The 20528-nt window shown below is 38.4% G+C and carries 14 protein-coding genes and 1 pseudogene; 6 read left to right on the forward strand and 9 right to left on the reverse strand.

The window, feature by feature from the left end; all coding sequences use genetic code 11:
- Positions 1-86: 86 nt before the first annotated feature.
- From JKP71_RS07270 to JKP71_RS07280, 3 genes are all read right to left on the reverse strand, one after another.
- Positions 87-689 carry a hypothetical protein gene (locus JKP71_RS07270; RefSeq protein WP_200407547.1) on the reverse strand — a complete coding sequence of 201 codons (603 nt, stop codon included), beginning with the start codon at positions 687-689 and terminating at the stop codon, positions 87-89.
- 250 nt (positions 690-939) lie between these two features.
- Positions 940-4077 carry a DEAD/DEAH box helicase gene (locus JKP71_RS07275; protein ID WP_200407548.1) on the reverse strand — a complete coding sequence of 1046 codons (3138 nt, stop codon included), beginning with the start codon at positions 4075-4077 and terminating at the stop codon, positions 940-942.
- A 238-nt stretch (positions 4078-4315) separates the two neighbouring features.
- Positions 4316-7111 carry a Spy0128 family protein gene (locus JKP71_RS07280; RefSeq protein WP_200407549.1) on the reverse strand — a complete coding sequence of 932 codons (2796 nt, stop codon included), beginning with the start codon at positions 7109-7111 and terminating at the stop codon, positions 4316-4318.
- Between the two features lie 738 nt (positions 7112-7849).
- On the opposite strand from JKP71_RS07280, the gene JKP71_RS07285 reads away from it, so the two are divergent.
- Positions 7850-8359 carry a cell division protein gene (locus JKP71_RS07285; protein WP_200407550.1) on the forward strand — a complete coding sequence of 170 codons (510 nt, stop codon included), beginning with the start codon at positions 7850-7852 and terminating at the stop codon, positions 8357-8359.
- A 62-nt stretch (positions 8360-8421) separates the two neighbouring features.
- Positions 8422-9708: pseudogene (locus JKP71_RS07290) on the forward strand (glycosyltransferase family 2 protein); the annotation flags it as partial.
- Positions 9709-9733: 25 nt separating this feature from the next.
- Here JKP71_RS07290 and JKP71_RS07295 read toward each other — a convergent pair.
- The 3 genes from JKP71_RS07295 to JKP71_RS07305 form a co-directional block, all read right to left on the reverse strand.
- Positions 9734-10342: a GNAT family N-acetyltransferase gene (locus JKP71_RS07295; RefSeq protein WP_200407551.1), complete on the reverse strand. Its 609-nt coding sequence runs from the start codon at positions 10340-10342 to the stop codon at positions 9734-9736.
- 152 nt (positions 10343-10494) lie between these two features.
- Positions 10495-11451, reverse strand: a complete 957-nt coding sequence (locus tag JKP71_RS07300; RefSeq protein WP_200407552.1) for a serine hydrolase domain-containing protein — start codon at positions 11449-11451, stop codon at positions 10495-10497.
- A 100-nt stretch (positions 11452-11551) separates the two neighbouring features.
- On the reverse strand, positions 11552-12331 hold the full coding sequence (locus JKP71_RS07305; RefSeq protein ID WP_200407553.1) for a CppA N-terminal domain-containing protein: 780 nt from the start codon (positions 12329-12331) through the stop codon (positions 11552-11554).
- A 359-nt stretch (positions 12332-12690) separates the two neighbouring features.
- On the opposite strand from JKP71_RS07305, the gene JKP71_RS07310 reads away from it, so the two are divergent.
- Complete coding sequence (locus JKP71_RS07310) at positions 12691-13473, forward strand: CPBP family intramembrane glutamic endopeptidase (RefSeq protein WP_075525645.1); 783 nt, start codon at positions 12691-12693, stop codon at positions 13471-13473.
- Between the two features lie 28 nt (positions 13474-13501).
- On the opposite strand, the gene gla is transcribed toward JKP71_RS07310, so the two are convergent.
- Positions 13502-14371 carry an aquaglyceroporin Gla gene (gene gla / locus JKP71_RS07315; protein WP_075525644.1) on the reverse strand — a complete coding sequence of 290 codons (870 nt, stop codon included), beginning with the start codon at positions 14369-14371 and terminating at the stop codon, positions 13502-13504.
- 170 nt (positions 14372-14541) lie between these two features.
- On the opposite strand from gla, the gene JKP71_RS07320 reads away from it, so the two are divergent.
- The 3 genes from JKP71_RS07320 (at position 14542) to JKP71_RS07330 (ending at position 18495) form a co-directional block, all read left to right on the forward strand.
- Positions 14542-16833: a Xaa-Pro dipeptidyl-peptidase gene (locus tag JKP71_RS07320; RefSeq protein WP_200407554.1), complete on the forward strand. Its 2292-nt coding sequence runs from the start codon at positions 14542-14544 to the stop codon at positions 16831-16833.
- A gap of 1 nt (position 16834) precedes the next feature.
- Positions 16835-17545 carry a gamma-glutamyl-gamma-aminobutyrate hydrolase family protein gene (locus JKP71_RS07325; protein ID WP_200407555.1) on the forward strand — a complete coding sequence of 237 codons (711 nt, stop codon included), beginning with the start codon at positions 16835-16837 and terminating at the stop codon, positions 17543-17545.
- A 110-nt stretch (positions 17546-17655) separates the two neighbouring features.
- On the forward strand, positions 17656-18495 hold the full coding sequence (locus JKP71_RS07330) for a transporter substrate-binding domain-containing protein (RefSeq protein ID WP_200407556.1): 840 nt from the start codon (positions 17656-17658) through the stop codon (positions 18493-18495).
- Positions 18496-18505: 10 nt separating this feature from the next.
- Here JKP71_RS07330 and JKP71_RS07335 read toward each other — a convergent pair whose 3' ends face one another.
- Positions 18506-19003, reverse strand: coding sequence for an ECF transporter S component (locus tag JKP71_RS07335; protein WP_200407557.1), 498 nt, complete (start codon positions 19001-19003; stop codon positions 18506-18508).
- Between the two features lie 95 nt (positions 19004-19098).
- Positions 19099-20439 (reverse strand): FAD-dependent oxidoreductase, encoded by a 1341-nt coding sequence (locus JKP71_RS07340; protein WP_200407558.1) that lies wholly within the window; start codon positions 20437-20439, stop codon positions 19099-19101.
- Positions 20440-20528: the final 89 nt, after the last annotated feature.

Raw genomic sequence — 20528 nt, forward strand, 5'->3', positions numbered from 1 at the left:
CAAAATGATTCTGCCAACATTTGCTGACAGAACCATCAGTTCTAAAGTTAAGCCCCTCTTAGTGGGTTTTAACAGTATTCTATAGTCTAAACAATTCCTCGGTCAAAAATATTCTTCCGTTTATTTTCGAAATAACTCCCTTTTTGGGCCTCCGTTGTTGCGCCATGTGGCGTAGCTTTTTTCATAGCTGAGGAATCTTTTGCTACAGCATCTGAAACGTTCATGCCCCGTTTTTTCATGTCCTGAATTGGATTATCATTTACAGAAGGACGCTTATTTAAAATAGCTGAGGTTGAGCGACGTACTGACAAATCTTCTTTATCACGCTCCAAGGGCGATACATATTGCTTAGGAGGTTTTGGAAGTGTTGCTGCAGCTCGTTTTGCTCGTTCTTTTGATTCATCTACGCTCGTTTTTTTCGGCATTTTATCGTAAGAGCTGACCCCACTGTGATTCGAACTCAAAGGACGATGTTGCGTGCTAAAACTCGTTTTTGCCTTATACGGTTTGAAATTTTCAGAACGCTTTGTTTCTGGTTTTGCTGGACTTTTCGTCCCACCAATCGAAGCTTCATCTTGAAGGCTCGGATTTCTCGTCAGCAACTGCTGGTTCGTAAAAATCACACGAGTATCTTTTTGGAGACTTTCATCATCCCCGATGATTGGAAATGTAACTCTTCTTTCTACCATTTTTTGCCCTACTTTTTTAGTTTATTTATTTCATTTATGATTATTCTATTTCAAATTTTTTGAATCGTCATTCTCTGACTAAAACAAGCAGAAAGCACTGACGATGCTGTCAGTAGAGCTTCATATCACTTCTTATCAATAGCAAGAGAACCTCATTCCTCATTTTAGCTCAATTCTTATTCCAGTAAGTGTTAGGCCAAAATAATATGATTCCATTATCATTATAGCTTAATTTCGCCGTTTTTTAAAGTCAAACTCCGAGAATTTCCCGAATTTCTGACTCACTGAGCACTTTGTCGACCGCATCTCCTTCAAGGACATTTGCAATTAAATCTTTCTTGCGCTCTTGTATCTCCATGATTTTTTCTTCAATCGTCCCTTGAGTAATCATTCGAATCACTTCAACCGTGTTCTTTTGTCCCATCCGGTGTGCACGCGCAATAGCTTGCTCTTCTACCGCAGGATTCCACCATAAGTCAACCAAAATAACTACATCCGCGCTGGTTAGGTTCAACCCTACCCCGCCAGCTTTAAGTGAAACTAAGAAAGCATCTCGACTTCCAGCATTAAACGCCTGTACCATAGACAATCTGTCTTTGATTGGTGTTGAGCCTGTCAGTCTGTAACTTGCCATCCCTTGCTCTTCCATCAATTCCTCAATATAAGGAAAAACTTTTGTAAACTGTGAAAAGATTAGTGGTCGATGTCCAGAATCTTTGATTTGAGCTAGAAGTTCACGCAATCGTTCTAATTTTCCAGATGAGCCTGTATAGTTTTCCATAAAGAGGGCTGGCGTGTTACAAATCTGTCTTAACCGTGTAATTCCCGCCAAAATTTCTATCCGTGAGCGAGATAGAGCTGCGCTATCCATTTCCATGACCTGCTGTTGCATCAGCTCAAGCTGGGCGAGATAGATGACTTTTTGATCTTCCGCTAATTGATTATATAAGGTGATTTCCATCTTTTCTGGTAATTCTTGGAGTACCTCTTCTTTCTTACGCCGCATGATAAAGGGCTGGATTAAACGTGAGATTGAGGACGGTGCCATTTTATTAAATTTTTCACGTTTAGGTAAGAAACCAGGCATTACTACTTGGAATATCGCCCAAATCTCTTCAATCCGATTTTCCAATGGTGTTCCCGATAAAGCAAAAGTATGTTCTACATTGAGTGCGCTTAATGCCTTGTTGGTTTTGCTGCTATAATTTTTAACCACCTGCGCTTCATCAAGCAAAAGATAGTTCAATTTTTTACTTTGATAAGCCTCAAAGTCCTTCAGAAAACTTCCATAACTCGTAATAAAGATTTGGCGATCACTCTCAAGTTGCTCCATGCGCTCCGTTTTGGTACCATCAACAACAACAAAATTATCTTCATCAGTGAACTTTTCAAATTCACTGGCCCAGTTATAAGTTAAGCTAGCTGGTGCCGTAACTAAAGCTCGTTCGCCATCTTTTAAGTTTGACAATAAAAAGGTAATGGCTTGGACCGTTTTACCCAGTCCCATATCGTCCGCTAAAATCCCTCCCAAATCATAATGACTCAGCATACTCATCCAACGTACCCCTGTTTCCTGATACGATCTCAAATCAGCTTTAACATGCTCAGGTTTTTCATAAGGGAAAGTTTCTGGGTGTGTCAAATGTTGATAAAGGGATTTGAATTTTTCTGAAAAAGACGTACCCTTGATGTTTTCAAATATTTTTGAGACTTGAAAACTTCTATTTACATTGACTTGAAGTCGGTTGCCTTTAAGGGTAAATTGATCATCTAGTTCATGAAGTGCTGATTTCAAGTGATCAAATTTTTCGTCAAAATGATAAAATTTCCCACTTTCACTGATGTAAAATTCGGCATCTTCTTGGAGTTTCGCTATTACTTCTGCAAATTCATTCTCTCCAACTTGAGGTAAATCAAAGGAAATATCTAAAAGCCCACCAATGTTATCAATGTGAATATCCGGTACTTCGTCCATTTTCAGTTCTTCAAGATTTTCAGATAGCCTAACAGTACCCACCTTACGAAAAGCAGGAAGGATTTTTATAAAAAATGTCTCCGTAAGTGCTCGCATTTGATCATAAGTGGAAACTTCTTTTGCTGACGGTATGGTCAGTGTAGAATTAAAAGATTTTGGAAAACCAAAACGCTCCATCAGCGCAAATATCTTTTGCTCTTTGCGCAAATCCCGAGAAAATTCCAAAGTTTCCAAGTCATGGAAGCTATCAATGAAGAAATTTCCATAATCAAAGCGAATCCCCAGACTCAAAGTATCTTGGTTTACCATTTCAAAAGAAAAGGTTGCATCAAAAGGTTTAACTACAAAATGTTCTGGCGCAATTACCTGACCTAGTCCAGCTAACTGTTGTAAGGCTTGGGCTAACTTATCTTTATCACTATATGAAAATTTAATGGATGCTTCCTGAGCAAATTGTTTACTTAAAACTAGAAGTAAACGGCGTTGCTCTTGGGTAACTTTATAAAAAATATGATCAGCATACAACAAAGCATAGTCATAAAAATTATGATAATCTTCGTGAAGCATTTTTAACTCAATATAATCTTGTTGGCTTTCTACCACAAACCGATAAAGCTCAGATTCATTATCTAAAGGAATGAACGTATAATAATTAACTGGACTTCCCGCAATTTTGAGCTGATGATGCGCCAGAGCAGAAACTAAATCCATTGCCTCTTCCAAAAATAAAAAAGGGATATTGAGGTAACGACCATTTTTAATATAGAGTGAGCGCGTTAAAGCTTCATCTGATTTTCCATCAATTTTTAAAAGGAAGCTTAAAAAATCTTGACTTGCTTCATCAAAATGTTCGAAAAATAAATCAATATAGTGCAATGATCCCAACGAGTACTGACTATAATTTTTTAAAGCGCGCAAAAAATAGGGAATATCTTTAATGACATAAGAACGCCCTAATTTTTCACTCTTCAAACGGAGATCAAAATATAAAAAGTAATCCATTGAAAAATGGTCATAGAGCTGACTATTATCCTCAACCAGTACTTCAATTGAATATTGATCAGCATTAAAATTAAGAGACGTTTCACCATTTATGGCATTCAAAAAAGCCACATTCTCGGTATAAAGTGGTCGCTCAATGCTTCCTGATTCGTTTTTATGTGGCTCTGAAACTTCTGGACCTTTATTCTTTAAATATTCTTCTACGGCTGCAATATGTTTACAATAGCGATGATTTTGCTGAAAAATTGTACAAGTACAATTATCCTGCGCACCATCTAAGTCATAAACTACCTGTTCCCCATCAATTTCTACTGAAAGTTTGAAATCTACTTCCACTGGATCTTCCAAGAACCCTTGGTTGTATAAGGCAATTCCTTCACTCCTTACGCGCGCTGGCATCATTCTACTCATAGTTAATTATTTCCCTCGATATCGTTCCCAAAATTTGCGTATATTATACCATAAATTCCTCATTTTTGCTTGTTTCTTCACATGTTTTTCCTCCTCTAATAAAGTAAAACTTTTTTATTTAAGCTCTTGTATTATATTTTAAAAATACAAATTAAAAAGCCTTACAGAACAGCTCTATTCTGTAAAGCTTTGAAGAAAGGAGAAGTATTCGGTGTAATTTCTTACTTTTAGTTCCCTATCATTTCGTACGTAGGGCCTTTATTACTGCATAGATCAGATAAACTCCAAGAAGAATCCCCAGACCCATGAGAATAATCCATATTGTCATGCTGTCACCCGTCTGAGGCAAGGTAACTTTCGACGTAGCTTTGCTTGATGAAAGTTTGGTCGGAGCACTCTTTGAAGGAGTTGTAGCATTCTTTGTTTTTGTTGCAGATGCTTCTGCAGCCTTTAGTGGTTGATACTGATTTTTAAAGTGTGGTTTTTTGTCATAAGCTGCTACTGCTACAAGCTGACCATCGTGATCTTCAACTTTTACATGCACCTTATAATTTGAAGGATCATAAGTAATCTGAGGATCCTCTCCTTTTTGCTCACGAATAATATAGTCGTAAGCTCCTACTTGGTTGTAGACGATTTCCTCAAACAACACCGCTCCAGATTGCTTATTTTTTGTCGTCTGAATAACTTTTCCAGAGGCATCTAATAGTTCAAAAGTAAAGGCATCATCTGACAGTTTTTTACCTACTAATTCTTTAGTTGCTTCTAACCTTAATTTCGCGACTTGGGGATGATACTTGTTCTCAAAGCGCGCTTTATCTTCTCCTGTGGCTGATGCTATTAACTGGCCTGATTCTTCTTTAACTTCAACAACAACTGGGTAAGTTGAAGGATCATATTCTATATTCTGATCAGCTCCATTTTTTTCCCGTATTGTATACTGATATTTTCCAGTTGCTGTGTAGCTTTGCTCATTGAAAACAATCTGGCCTGATTCATCATTTGTAGCGGTCTGAATAACCTTCCCCGACGCATCTAACAACTCAAACTGAAACTCATTAGCTTTCAAAGAGCGTCCTTCAAGTGCTTTGGTAGCTATGAGTTGATAATTAACAGACCGTTTAACAGTAGGATGCACTGCCAACTTCGGCGTTCCAATAGTATCATAACGTTTTTGCTGTGTAGGATCGGTATAATACAACTTTGCTCCGGTGTCCTCATCATCAATCCCCCGTTCTACATCATAGATATCTGTTCCTTTCTCACTCGTATCTGCATTTGTAGGATAATAAGTATCTTGTGCAACTTGTCGATACTCTTCTTTTAAGACTAAGGGGATATTAATCTCTGGATAGTCGTCAGGAGCATAGTCATAAAGATCCCCCAAGTCCCAGACAATCGTCTGTTCTTCACCTTTTGTTTCGTAGTTTCCTTCTACCGTGACTCCTTCAGGAAGCGTCGCATCTTCTGGAACATAGTAGTATTGACTTACTTTGTCTCTCAGCTCTGAGTATCGTCCACCAGGAAAAAGGGTCGAATTAAGAAGAAGATTACTCAGATATTCTTCTCCTGCTCCGATATTATCGGCTGGAACTTCAAAATAATTTTGAGGATCATTGGTCATAGATTTTAAAATAGCACTATTAGCCATATAATCTACTGTAATCATTTCAGCTCCCATACCAGAAGCTTCGTACGTCCCTCCTTCAAGAGGTGTAAGATAGGTGGGATTAACATCATGTCGCTGGTAAGGCCCTGTTAAAGCTCCTTCGATAGCAACCGGCTGATTATTTGTAATCGCATCAGACATTGACAAAATTCTTGCATCTGCCTGAGCAAACGATACAATAGATCCGCCTCCACCCCAACCAAGTCGCATGGTAGAGGCACTTTGCGGTACTCCATCGGATAAGAAGACAACCATGGCCCCTTTACTTGATTTTGCTTCATCAGAGCGTTCCTGAAGAAGATTATAAGCCATACTTAAACCATATTGATAATCGGTCTGTGGTGTTGTAAACAACCGGGGGAGCATATCCTCAAGCGCTGCTTCATTATCCACAATATTATTTTTCCACCCCACTATGGAATTGTAAGTGCCTGTAATCGCGCCGCCCGCATCAATTCCTGTGCCTGTAGTCGTATCAAAATGACCTTTTTCACCATTTTTAGAAACCAGATTATCTCTAAAGTTATTCATTCGAGCCGAGTTATAGTTCAGATGTTCTACCATACTTGAATCTCTTATAGAAAAAGGTACAAGCGCTACTCTATTTTCGGGGTGTTCCTTGAAAAGTTTTGTACTCACTGTCGTAATAGCTTTTTTAGAAAGCATCCAGCGATCGTAACACCCCTCGTCTTCTTCACCATGTACCCAAACTCCTGGCGTTGCTTTATTTCCTACCTGTGCAGTAGCGTCCCAGTGGCTAATGCGTACAAAAGTATCTCCCTCTTTTTTAAAATGATAAGGGATATATTTGGCAGTATCGGGTGTAAATTGTTCAAAGAGATGGACAGGCGTGGTACCCACTTGTTCCCACTGCTTCACATCGGGATTATAAACTGTTAAGGTATTATCGCCATTATTATATACTTTCGTCACATCAGCATTTTCAACTGGTTCTTTAGTCTGTCCAAGCGGTTCTAGGTAAAAATGTTCTTGATTCAGGCAAGGACTTGAGTAAAGCGGATAACCCTCACTGTTCGCGTTATCGGTATAGGTCATATCCATACTCCCTGACCGATCTAAGACGAAAATCACATCCATCGGCCCAGATAGGCTTGAACCATTCACTTTCAACATTAAATTGGCTTTATAAGCCGCTGGATCCGTCCACCAGGCATCCTTTTCAACGATATTCGCAGTATTTGTTTCTTTATCTCTCAACGGTGTTTCTGCCTTTTGCACTGCTACAGGGGATTCTGCCTTAACCTGCTTGACAGGAAAATTATTAGCGGCAAAATATGTCACAATAAAGGTGAGGACTAATGCCATCAGCGCAAACACTTTCAATACTCGTCTTAAATGTTTCATCATTCCACCATTAATTTGTACTTCTTACAAATCCTTTCTTTGTTTGTCCCCATAATTTTTATTGGGTCTATCTAAATAGTTGCTCAAGTCTCTATTCTTTAGATTTAATAGAGACCTCTTTCTCCTTCCTTTTAAAATCTTCTCACTTCATCAATAAGTTCTTACTCGCCTCCTCATCCCTCTTTTCTTTATGTACTCTAAAAATATATTAAATCCTAAGGGACTTCAACCGTTATACGTATTAAAATGACTACACGATTATTCTTTTCTTCATCTAAAAGAGGGGAACAGCTTTCGCTTCCCCTCACTACATGCTTTCACTCTAATCTCCAAATAATAACCTGTCCAATTTCTTGAACGGATTTGGAGGAGTCATCTTTCTCCAAAATTAATCTCGTTTTTTCCCTTTAAAAAATCACTTTATAGATATTCCATAACTTCCAAAATAGCTAGGCCCTTCCAATTCTTAAATTGTGGAACTTTATCATTTTACGTACTTACAAAGTGCATATTTTGTTTTTTATTCTAAGTCAAATCAATTTGGAGTGAATTTCAATAATGTTATAATTCGTTGAAATAGTTAGAGAACGCTAATCCTGAGTATCTTTTTAGAACTTCAGATAATGCTCACACATGATTTTAAATTTGGTTTTATGCAACATTTTCCAAACGTTACTTTTATTTCTATTTAAAATACTGGTCTTTTATCTTGATTGACTATTACTAAGGAAATACGCAATGAAACAAAACACAAAACGCCGAGAAGTCGCTAAAATTTTAGTTGAAGACCGCTTCTTTGAAAAAGGCCATCGCAAAACAAAAATAATACAAAGTTTGGTGGCGCTCATTGGATGGGTAGGAATCCTTGTACCTCTTATTTGGACTTCTTCTCCCTTTCTTTTGCCGCGGCATCTTACCAAGCGATATCATCTGATGAATGGTGGCGAAATTTCGTCCATTCGTTTACTTTTTATTTTTTTAGCTTTTACCTTTTTGACTATTGTCATTATCTATATCACACTAACCCTCTTTAATAATCATCGTTTTAATCGTACCTTACGTTACAAAAACACGCATAATGAAGCCCAACTCAATAAACGACGTTCTCTGATGAACCAAGTATATAGCGAACGTTTTGGGTCTGAAGATTTTCGGTTGAACGTCCGCTACTACTCTGTTTCAGAGGAACAAAACTTTGATACCTCTTTCATCAAAAACTTATATGATGATGGAGGTGCAAAATTATGATGCCAGTCGTTACCTCTTTTCACAGTCTTTTTGTCTTTTTATTTGAAGCGTTTATCACCCTGCTCGCCACCTACCCCATCATCGGCGGTTTTTCGTGGTTTATTGGAGCATTTTGCTACACCTTCTTGTTTAAACATAAACAAAAAGATTGGGACACAATCCCTGTTGAAGCTGAACCTTTCATCACTATTATGGTTCCTGCTCACAATGAAGAGATAGTCATTGCTCATACGGTAGAGTACTTATTGACTAAACTGAACTATGTTAACTATGAAGTATTGGTCATGGACGACGGCTCAACAGATCATACCCCGCAGATTCTACAACTTTTGCAAAAAAAATATCCTAATCTCCGTGTCATCCGAATTGAAAAAAATAAAGGAAAAGCTCATGCCTTTAATATTGGGCTTGGTTTTGCTAAGGGCGAATTAATATTAAGTAACGATGCTGATACAATTCCTGAGCCCAATGCTTTGAATCTTTATGTGAACTATTTTATTCGTGAAGGGGCTACAAATATTGGTGCGGTTACTGCTAATATGGATGTCCAAAATCGTTCTAAACTAATTGCAAAATCGCAAACTGTTGAATTCTCCAGCATTGTTGGAATAATAAAAAGAACTCAAATCGGAGTTTTTGGTGGGATCTATGCCTATAGTGGTGCTAACACCATGTATCGTAAAGACGCATTAATCGATGTAGGGCTCTTTCGACAAGATCGTGCTACCGAAGACATCAGTGTTGCCTGGGATCAACAAATCAACGGATGGCTGGCCGTCTTTGCTCCCAAAATAATGTTTTTTATGGAAGTACCCGAAAATCTCAACATGCTCTATCATCAGCGCAAGCGTTGGGCAAAAGGTGGGACGGAAGTTTGGCTTACCAATTGGAAGAAAGTTCTCATTCACCCTTTTAGCAATATTGGCCGTACTTTCATGTTTATTGACCAAAGTGTCAGTATCATTTGGTCCTTCTTTTTTGCAGTTTCTTCATTTCTTTTCATCCTTTATTTCATTAAATATCTCATCACGGGAAGCGTTGGAGGTGTCCATTCTTTGATTGTACTAGCCTTTAGTATGGGCTGTTTTGAAATCATCGCTGGGCTTTTCCAACTTCTAGCTGCCTTGATTGCAGATGATCATGGGAAAAAATTGAAGTACCTTTTATTTGCGCCTCTCTACATGCTTGTCTATTGGGTGATGAATGCTGTCACTGTAGTAACCACCTTTGTTCCAGCTGTAAAAACAATTTTAGGGCTGGGCTCTGGTACTTGGAAAAGTCCCGAAAGGTATGGAACTGCACCATTCGATGAAAATTCACCTACATCTCTTTACAAAAAAGAAGCCTAATAGGCTTCTTTTTTATAAAGAGATTTTAGAGCGTTCTGCTGTAAAGCATACAACGTAACTCTTGTTTAGTATTTGCATGCTCTAATAGAATTTTTTCTTCTTCTACACGCTTAAAATCACGTCGGTCATAAAACTGATAGGTGCAACCACTGTCCGTGAAGAGATAAATTTGTTTACCCGCCTGCTCTTGTTCTAAGTAATGGAGAAGCGCTGTTCCTACACCATTTCCTTTGCTTTGGGGATCTACTGCAAATAAGAGAATCTCACCATCTAGATGGTTCTTCTTAAGATACGAAGCCAACATTTTCTTATTAATTTGATCATATTGCCCCGCACTTTTTCCAAAAAAGAACTTGAGTATGAATTTAAAAAGGGTAACGTAAAACACCTGCCACAGTTTTTTATAGCTTTTTTCTCCTTGTTTCGAATCAAAAAGTAAAGTTCCTAAAAATTCTCCATTCTCCCCATATGCTGCATAAGCATCTGTCACTTTATTTAATTCTAAATATAAAAAATATCTGCCATATAAGCGAAGCGCAAGTTCATGATCAAAATACTGCCTAAAATTCATACCTTCTATTGCGTACTCAATCACTTTATCATAATCTTTAGGTTCTAAATTTTTTATTATCAATAATTATTATCCTTTTCTAATTTTTTATTTATGTTTATCTTATCATAAAAATTCCTACCAACTCAAGCAATAACGATGAGAATGGTTAGGTAATTTAAATTGTATTTTGGACGAGAAAAGGAGCTGACTTTTCTAAAATAAAAAAACCGATTTTAATCATCGGTTAGTTGTGTAATTAAGAAGTGAATCAGGATATCACGCGCTTTTATCCACTCTAATCTTTCATCTTTCAGATGAACACGATTCGAAAGAAAAATAACTGCTTTTTTCTTACGGGGATTAATTAATAAAAAAGTCCCTGTATAGCCCGTGTGAAGAAGCCAATCATGATCAGAAGTTGGCAAATCCCACGCTAAACTCCTACTTTTCTCACCAAAAGCATAATTTTTCAAGAGCTTAAGATATTTTTTTTCTTCAAAATACATTTGGGCGAAGGCAACCAAATCATCTAATGTAGAAAACAAACCAGCAGCACCACAGTCTTCACCTAGGATGCGCGCCTTCGGATCGTGCACTGTGCCCTTTGGAGTAGCTAAACTGGTAGGGACGGCATTGGTTACTGGGCCAAACGAAGTGTTCAACATTTTTCTCTGTTCAAAAATTTGCTCTTTAAATATATCAGCAAGATTTTTTCCGTACAGCTTTTCTAGCAAAAAACCTAGTAAGATAAAATTAATATCTGTATAATTAAACTGCTTATCGGGAGTCACCTCAATATGATTGATGGCGCTTATCAGCTCCTCTTTTGTCAATTCGTTGCGATGAGGAATGTAAGGATTGATCCCTGACGTATGTGTCAGCAGCTGACGAATACTGACCGTGCTGTCAGTAAATTCTGGATAATATTTTTGTAACGGCCTATCCAATTCCAACTTGCCAGCAAAAACGAGGTCAATGATAGCGGTACCGGTACCAACCACTTTAGTGACAGAGGCTAAATCCCATTTTTTACCGGGAGTCAGGGGCACTTTCGTCGGTTGGATTGAAGCATTCCCTTCAATGAAGTGGCTTACTTTAGCGCCCTCTATTATGGCATACTCGACGCCCGGAAAAAGACCACGTTGGATGTAGTCGTCAATGATCGTTGTAATTTCTTGTTGGTTTCTCATTTTAATCCTCTAAAATCTTCTGTTTTTTCATCGATCAACAGAACTTTTGAGCGAAAAATCCTGTCAAAAATTGAACAGGATTTTTTCTATCACACACTATTTATTTAACAAACCAAAGTTCAACATGGTCAGGCACTTCTATAGAAAAAGTTTTCGCACTGGCGTCAAGATAGGTGCCATTATAATCAGTAAATTGATTAGCAAATTTTTTCAAATCATAGCTTTTATCAAGCATAACGACGATGAATTCAAGATCTAGCACCTCATCTGCTGGCGCTATCAAATCTTCACCTTCTGTTACTGTAAAGGTTAATGTCAACAAAGGAAGCTCTAAACGCCCCTCATGAGCACTTGTTCCAAAGGCTTTTTCGTAAAATTTAATGACAGCTTGGTCAGTAACATTTAAATCGACTTCAAGCAGTTCAAAATCAGATAAGCCTTTGAAATGAGCAACTTTATTGAGTTCAACTTGCTCAGTTTGAACTTCTGTCAGTGCTGACAGATCTGTCAGCGCTTCTGAAGTCACCCAAAAGACATCATTTTCAGGAGAAACTGCTTCAAATGTATAGCCAGACTTCCCTTTGTAAACCTTAGAAATTTTGTCCAGGTTACGGATGATAAGCTGTTCTACTTCATTTGCATCTGCTCTAAGGATGGTGCGTTGATGTTTTTTGGGTCCTTTCACAGCACGAAGTCCTGGAGATTCTTCAAGTTGAAAACGTCCTTCCTTAGCCTCATGCCCACCTAGCCACACCATTGCAGCTTCTTCCATCAACACTTTCAATCCTAGTACATCGCGAAAAAAGTTTAGATTATCTTCCCGGTCAAGCACACGATAAACAGGTTGAAATGCAGTGATGTTTTTTATAATCTCGCTCATTTTAGCCTCCAAATATTTGCATAACATGTATATACTCTTATTTTCGCAAATTTCAAAGAAATTATCAATGATTTAATCGTACGTTCCTTTAAAAAGAGCAGGAAGAGATTATAAATCCAGAGCTTTCTTCCTTTATTAAAAAATCCCCACGCTAAAGTAGGGGTTTTCTGGTTATTACACCACGACCTCAAAGTAAATTTGAAAGTCGAAATCATAGGCAAGTTCATTATATCACAAATGATAGCCTTTTCAAAAAATAAAGTCATTAAATGAGAAAAAATTGCAAGCGTCACCTTTTTATAGGTACATCTTTTTAATTACTATTGACACACTGCTGTTATCCGTGCGATAATATGAACATGAAAAAAGAAAAAATACAGCAATGGTTTAATTATCGTTGGTTGGCAATCCTTCTTCTCGCAACGCTTTGTGCGGCTCTTGCAAGTGTCTCTTTAAAACTTCCTTTTCTTTTATTAGCAGTTATTTTAAGTTTTGTAGGGTTATTGTTTGCTTATCATAAATGGATTTGGCTTGTTCTTTTTATCCTCTCCAATGTCCCGACACTCACAAGCACACTACTCGCAAGGAGTCAGCCCTTCTCTACCGGAAAAACAGTTCTCTTTTTTATTTTATTCTTACTCACGCTTGGTAGCTCTTATTATATTGCGCGCAAAAATGAGATTATCCCTTCTGTCAGCTGGAAGTATTTCTCCCTTCCAAAAACACTGGCGGGCTTTGGCTTTATCTTTCTGGTTTCGATCTTGACGGGTATTTTTGCTCAAGTCACAAAGCAGGCACCCACTACCAATAACCAAGAAGCGCTCAATCAATTGCAAACTATGATTCCAATCGCAGTCTTTGCAGCACAGACCTTAGGGGCAGCATTCTTAGAAGAGTTGGTCTATCGTGTAGGTTTCTTTGAGATTATCTTTAAAAACCAAAAATATTTGGCTTTTATCGGTGCCTTGCTTCTTTTTGCTTACATGCATAGTCCTTCCGATCTCTACAGTTGGCTTACCTATGGTTTAATGAGTCTCGTCTTAACAAGCTTTTACGCTAAATATCATAATTTTTATCTTAATATGAGTATCCATCTGACTTGGAACCTTTTTGGACTCCTATTGGCTTTATTGATAAAATAAAAAACCATTCTCTGAATGGCTTTTTTTATTAAAGATACAGCATTTTGAAAATGGCTACCGCAGCAAGTGAGGCAAGAATTGGGGCAACAACAGGTACCCATGCGTACCACCATTTAGATGAGCCTTTAGCTTCACCAAGTACTGATTTTGGCAAGAATGTATGAACTAAACGAGGTCCAAAGTCACGCGCTGGATTAAGACCAGGTCCTGTAGGTCCACCAAGTGCAACTACAAGTCCCATAACAAGGAAACCAAGGAATAAGTGAGCTACCATTTTAGAAGCTGAAGCTCCAGAAACGGAAGTCCAGATTTGGTTAATAGTGTCTGATGAAGTGATATCAGCACCTTGTTGTTTAGCAAAATTTGTCATCCAATTAACTGTTTGGCTACCGAAGAAGATATTCGTTGCGGCAACAGCTCCAAAGAAAAGGACAAATGAACCAACAAACTCATTTAAGAAACCATTGATTGTTGCACCCATCCGAGTTTTTTCACTATTATCATCGACATTGTCAATCGTAGAGAAAGTTCCGAGGATCGCATTTGGATTACTTGTTTTAAGGTAGTATGGACGATAAACCATAACAATTAATAATTGACCAAACATTGCTCCTAAAACTTGCGCAATAATATATTGAGCAACGTGTGCCCAAGGGAAAAGTCCTGACGCTGCAAGTCCAAGAGTAAAGGCTGGATTGATTTGTGAAGTTACGTTACCAAACGCAACTGCTGGTAACATTACCCCGAGACCGTAGCCCCATCCAATAATCATCCAAGATTGTGCATGAGCTTTTGTTCCTTTAAGCTCAACGTTCGCAACAGCACCATTACCCATAATAATAAGTAAAGCTGTTCCGATGAATTCAGTGATATATTTCACTGTCCATGTAACATCCATTTTTGTGGAGTCCTCCAAATTTTTTTTGATATAATAACCTCAGCTATTATAACAAAAAATGCAGACTGCTTCAAATATTCATCGGAAAACCTCTTTTGTTAATCGTGTTTATTTGCTGAAAATTTGCTATAATTGTAATAATTATCATGTTTTTTTACGGAGGTTTCAAAATGCGTTTTAATCACTTTTCAATTGTCGAAAAAACTTTTGATGAAAAATTAGCTGAATTAGATCAACTTGGATTTCGTTGGTCAGTTTTTTGGAGTGAGAAAAAGATTCTAAAAGACTTTCTTATTCAAAGCCCAAGCGATCTTACTACACTTCAGGCGACTTCTGACAAAGATGTTGTGGTTTTTTTGAAATCTTCTGATTCTTTGAATTGGGAAATCTTTTGGACTATTGCACTGCAACTTCTTGATTTTATACCAAATTTTGACTTCAAAGTCGGTCAGGCTCAAGCCTTTTCAAAAGAAATAAATCTTCCCCAACAAGAAGAAACCCTGACAACTGAAAGTCTTATTTCAGCCCTTTACCTCCTCTTGTGTACTCGACGTAAAAATGGCATGATTCTCATTGAACAATGGGTTTCCGAAGGGCTGCTCGCTCTTGATAATCGCTACCACTTTTTTAACGATAAATCACTTGCTACCTTTGATACCACACAACTTAAGCGCGAAACGATCTGGGTAGAAAGTGCTGTGGATACAGAAAACCGTGGTGAGTATGACCTCATCAAAGTACAAATTATCCGCCCTCTCACCGAGGAAAAGCTCCCCGTCGTGATGACAGCTAGTCCTTACCATCTCGGAACAAATGACCAAGCCAACGATGATGCCCTTCATCCCATGAATGTGGAGCTTACTGAAAAAGATGTAAAAACCATTGAAGTTGTCGATCAACTCCCTAAGCTTCCCTCTTATTCAAGTTCTGAAAGACCCCATGTAGATAATGCTCCTTATCAATTTACGCATGGATGGACTTATTCTTTAAATGACTATCTTTTAGCACGTGGTTTTGCTTCTATCTACGTAGCTGGCGTCGGGACTCGAGGCTCGGATGGTTTTCAAACTTCTGGAGATTATCAACAGATTTATAGTATGACCGCTGTGATTGACTGGTTAAATGGTCGTGCTCGTGCCTTTACTTCACGAAAGAAGACCCATGAAATTAAAGCCACTTGGACAAACGGTAAAGTAGCTATGACTGGTAAATCTTATCTTGGAACCATGGCTTACGGTGCCGCTACTACTGGTGTTGAAGGACTTGAAGTCATCTTAGCTGAAGCTGGAATTTCTTCTTGGTACAATTACTATCGTGAAAATGGCTTGGTCCGTTCCCCAGGTGGTTTTCCCGGTGAAGATCTCGATGTCCTCGCAGCTCTGACTTACTCCCGTAACCTTGAAGGGGCTGATTACCTCAAAGGTAATGTAGAATATGAGAAACGCCTTGCTGAGTTGACCAAAGCGCTCGATCGTAGCACTGGTGATTATAATCAGTTCTGGCATGATCGAAATTATCTCCCAAATATAAACAAGGTCAGCGCAGATGTTTTGATTGTCCATGGTCTTCAAGACTGGAATGTCACACCTGAACAAGCTTATCAATTTTGGCAGGCTTTACCAGCGGGACATACTAAACATGCTTTCTTGCATCGTGGTGCTCATATTTACATGAATTCTTGGCAATCTATTGATTTTTCGGAGACGATTAATACTTATTTTGTAGCAAAACTCTTAGGTAAACCATTAAATCTAGAACTTCCTCCTGTTATTTTGCAACATAATAGTCAAGATCAGGTTTGGGAAAAGCGTGAGAACTTTGGTGCTAACGATCGTTATCAGCTTCCGTTAGGAAAGACAGCCGTCTCTTTTGCGCAATTTGAAAATCATTATGAAGAAGCGACTTTCCAAAAATACAGCAAAGACTTTACTGTCTTTAAAAAAGCACTCTTTAATAATCAAGCAAATGCTGCAGTAATTGATCTTGAACTTCCAACTGATTTAGAGATTAATGGTTCCCTTGAACTGGAAGTCACTTTAAAACTCAATGATACAAAATGTTTACTCTCTGCGCAGGTATTAGACTACGGTGAGAAACTGCGTTTAGACGATAAAGCACGTGTAAAGGACTATAAGGTCTTAGATCGTGGACGTAACTTTATGCTTGACGATTTACTAGAGTTGCCGTTAATCAAAAGTCCTTACCAACTCGTCAGCAAAGGCTTCTTAAATTTGCAAAACGAAACACCACAGCAGATCCATTCTTTTCCAGCCAATGAATGGGTAACGGTAAACTTTGAGCTCCAACCTACCATTTATCAGTTGAAAAAAGCAGATACGTTACGTGTCATCTTGTACAGTACAGACTTCGAACATACCATCCGAGATAATCGAGAAGTAACCTATGAAATCGATCTTTCTCGTTCAAAACTCATCCTTCCTGTAGAAAGCGTGAAAAAATAAAATGGCTATTATTGGAATAGTAGGCACTCCTTACCACACAGTTGATAAAACACCTTTTTGGTGGAATAAGGTCACTTATACGCGTCAATCTTTCATTGATGTCTTTCAAACATTGGGACATACCGTCCTCATTCTTCCCGTAGATCAACCCGAAAAAGCGGAGGTTTACCTTAAGTTAGTGGATAAAATCGTCCTAACAGGTGGTGCAGATGTGAGCCCTCAATATTATGGAGAGGAACCACATTTTAAACTTGAAACCACTGATCCTATCCGGGATGCTTTCGAATTTGCCATCATTGATGCTGCTCTCAAATTTCACAAGCCTATTCTGGGTGTTTGTCGAGGTTTACAAGTGTTAAATGTTTATTTTGGTGGAAGTCTTTATCAAGATTTGAGTCAAACCACAAGTCAAATTAAGCACCGTCAAAGTCCAACACCCCAAGAATTTCCTACTCACCATGTTCTTGTGGATCAACAAAGCAGTCTCAGCTTTTTGCCAGAACAATATTTCGTAAACTCTTTCCATCACCAAGCCGTCAAAAATCTCGGTGAGGGTCTCAAAGCTATTGCTCATGGGACAGATGGTCTCGTCGAAGCTATTGAAAACAAAGAAAAAGGGGTCCTTGCTGTCCAGTGGCACCCCGAGTGTACTTGGACAACCGAAGCATTTGACCGACAAATCTTTGAATATTTTGCTAATCGTAGCCTTTAATAAAATAATCACCGTCATAAAGCAATTTTATGGCGGTTTTTTTAAGTTTGTGTTAATATTAAGTTTATATTGAAATTTAAAGTCTCTTAGAAGACAGTCGGAGAAACAACATGAAAAAAATTAAAATTTGGACATTTCTAGGGCTTGGTTTACTAAGTGTAGGTTTGCTAAGTGCCTGCTCTTCCAATGCTTCCTCCACCAAAAAAGAGGATAAAGTTACCACAGTAACAGTCGCTACTTCTGCAGCTTCTGTCCCTTATGAGTATAGTGAAAACGGGAAAATGACCGGCTTTGAGTATGATATCCTCAAGCAAGCTGATAAAGATCTTAAAAATTATAACTTTAATTTTAAAGTATATGATGATAGTGCGATCTTGGTGGCTTTAGATGGTGGACGCGCACAGATCGCGGCAAATAACTTTGGGAAAACTAAAGCACGAGCTGAAAAATACCTTTTTAGTTATCCTGTCCGCCAAGGAATCGACGCTATCTTTTCAAAATCATCTGCTCCTATCACGAAGATTTCCCAACTTGCTGGTAAAACAACCGAAATTCCTGCTGGGACAAACTATGGAGATATGTTTGAAACTTGGAATAAAAATCATCCTAAACAAAAAATAACTGTTAAATATAGCCAACGCCCATTGGCAGATCGTTTGGAAGCTGTTTCTAGTGGACAAATCGATTTTCTGTTTGCCTCAAAAGCTGCCGCTGAAAATTTAGTGAATCAACATGCTATCAGTGGTTTAGTGGATAGTATTCCTTCAGATCTCAATCAAAAACCTGAGTTCAAAACTTATGATTATTTTGTCTTAGATAATAGTCAAAGTCAACTTCAAAAAGACCTCAATGCGGAGTTGAAAAAACTCTATGATAATGGTACGTTAAAAAAATTGTCTGAAAAATATTTCCATGATCAACATCTTCCTGATGCTGACCAATATCAATAATAAAAACTCGTCAATGGCGAGTTTTTATTTGCTTTAAAATTAACATCACAATGGGAAAAAAGATAAACGTCGATAAAGCATGTGCCAAATCAAAAGGTAAACCTGCTAACCAGTAAGCCAAAAAGCCTCCTGGTCCGAAACCATAAAGCAGTCCCGAAAAAACACTGATTAAGCAACCATAAAGCAGTGCTGACAGCGCCGTCAGTAAAGATAAAATCCCTAGATTAGTGGTCAGTTGAGCTAGACTTTTGAAAAGCATAATAATGAGTGCATAAACAATGATTTGTCCCGCTACAAGCGGAGAGAAACCTAATATTAAACCCGTAGCTAACATTGTCAACGCCATGATCCACAAGCTATCAGTAAGTCCTAAAACCAAAGCAAAGGCTAAAAACATAGCCGTGATGGGCTTGACGTTGGGAAGGGCGACAAGCCATAAGCGTAAGACGCAAGCTAAAGCGGTAAGCACTGCAATCAGAGCCGTACGATAAATGATATTTTTTCTCATTTTTATATTATAAGTAAAAAAAGGGAATTTGTCAGCTGAAACTTTTATTGAACTTACTGACAGACTGGTCAGTAAGGCCAGCATCCTGCGCTTTCCTATTTTACCTCGTTGGCATCAGCAAACAAATCATTAAGCCCTTCTGAGATAGTAGGATGAGTGAAAATTTGATCTCGGATCATTCCATAAGGAATTTTTGCCTTGATGGCTAAGCTGAGCAGATTGATCAGCTCATGCGACTCTGGGGCATAAATCGTCGCACCTAAAATTTCATCTGTCTCAGGATCCACCAAAGCTTTAAGTAGACCTTGGGGCTCTCCCAGAACATTTGCTTTAACTATCGAGGAAGTGGCCAGTTTAAAGAGACGGTAAGGCTTGTCAAGAGCTTGTGCTACTTGTTCATTCAAGCCAACACTTGATAAAGTTGGCCGGATAAAGACACTGGTAGGCACAGCCCCCCTATCTGAAAGACGTCGACTTTTATCCCCATAAAGCTGATTTTTTAAAATTCGAAAATCATCCAAAGAGGTATAAGTGAATTGAGCTCCTCCGTGGACATCACCGATTGCCCAAACTTGAGCTGCTGTTGTTTCCAAAATATCATTGACAATAATTTCACCTCGTGTATTCAATTGAATACTCGTGTTCTCCAATCCCAGATTTTCAGTATTAGCTTTTCGCCCAGTTGCGACAAGAAGTTTATCAAACTTAAAGTGATGGGTTGCGTCATTTTGCTTGTAAAACAGCGTCTTTTCTCTGATCTCCTGTAGTTCAACTGGCGCATGAAAACTTACCCCTCTTGCTTCAAGATCACTTTTCACTCGGTCAGCAAGATCACGATCTTCACGTGCTAAAAATTCTTCTCTTACATCAAAAACTGCTACTTCACTCCCGTAATCGACAAACATAGAAGCAAACTCAAGGCTAATATAGCCTGCACCAATAATGGCCAGTTTTTTGGGCTGTTCTTTTAAATCCAAAAGTTCCGTAGAGGTCAATACGTCAGGATTTCCTACCAAACCCAAAAGCTCAGGTAACACTGGTTTTGCTCCGGTGTTGATAAAAAGACGTTCCCCAACAACCCTTACCTTATCTGTACCCGCAGTCACTTCCAGCTCATGGTTTGCCACAAACCTCGCACGTCCGTTAATGACAGTAACGGATTCTTCATCAGCTAAATTATGATAATTTTTGTGGTTCAAACCCGCAATGAAGGTCGCCTTCTGCGCCGCTGCGTCAGCAAAATCCATCCCTCGTTCTGAACGAACAATCAAATATTTCGATGGGATACAGGCGATATTGATACAAGTCCCACCATACATTTTGGGGGATACTTCAATAACAGCAACGGATTCCCCACGTTCTGCTAAAAATTTTGCTAAGGTTTTTCCTCCTTTGCCCCACCCCACAATTACATTTTTAAAATTCATTTTCTCCATCTTTTCTTTAACCTTTCTAAGAACAATGTGCTAACGTTATTTTATAACACTTCGAAATATTAACGAAATATTTTGTTCGCTAAAAGACA

The organism is Lactococcus taiwanensis (assembly GCF_014905395.1).
GTDB classification, from domain to species: domain Bacteria; phylum Bacillota; class Bacilli; order Lactobacillales; family Streptococcaceae; genus Lactococcus; species Lactococcus taiwanensis.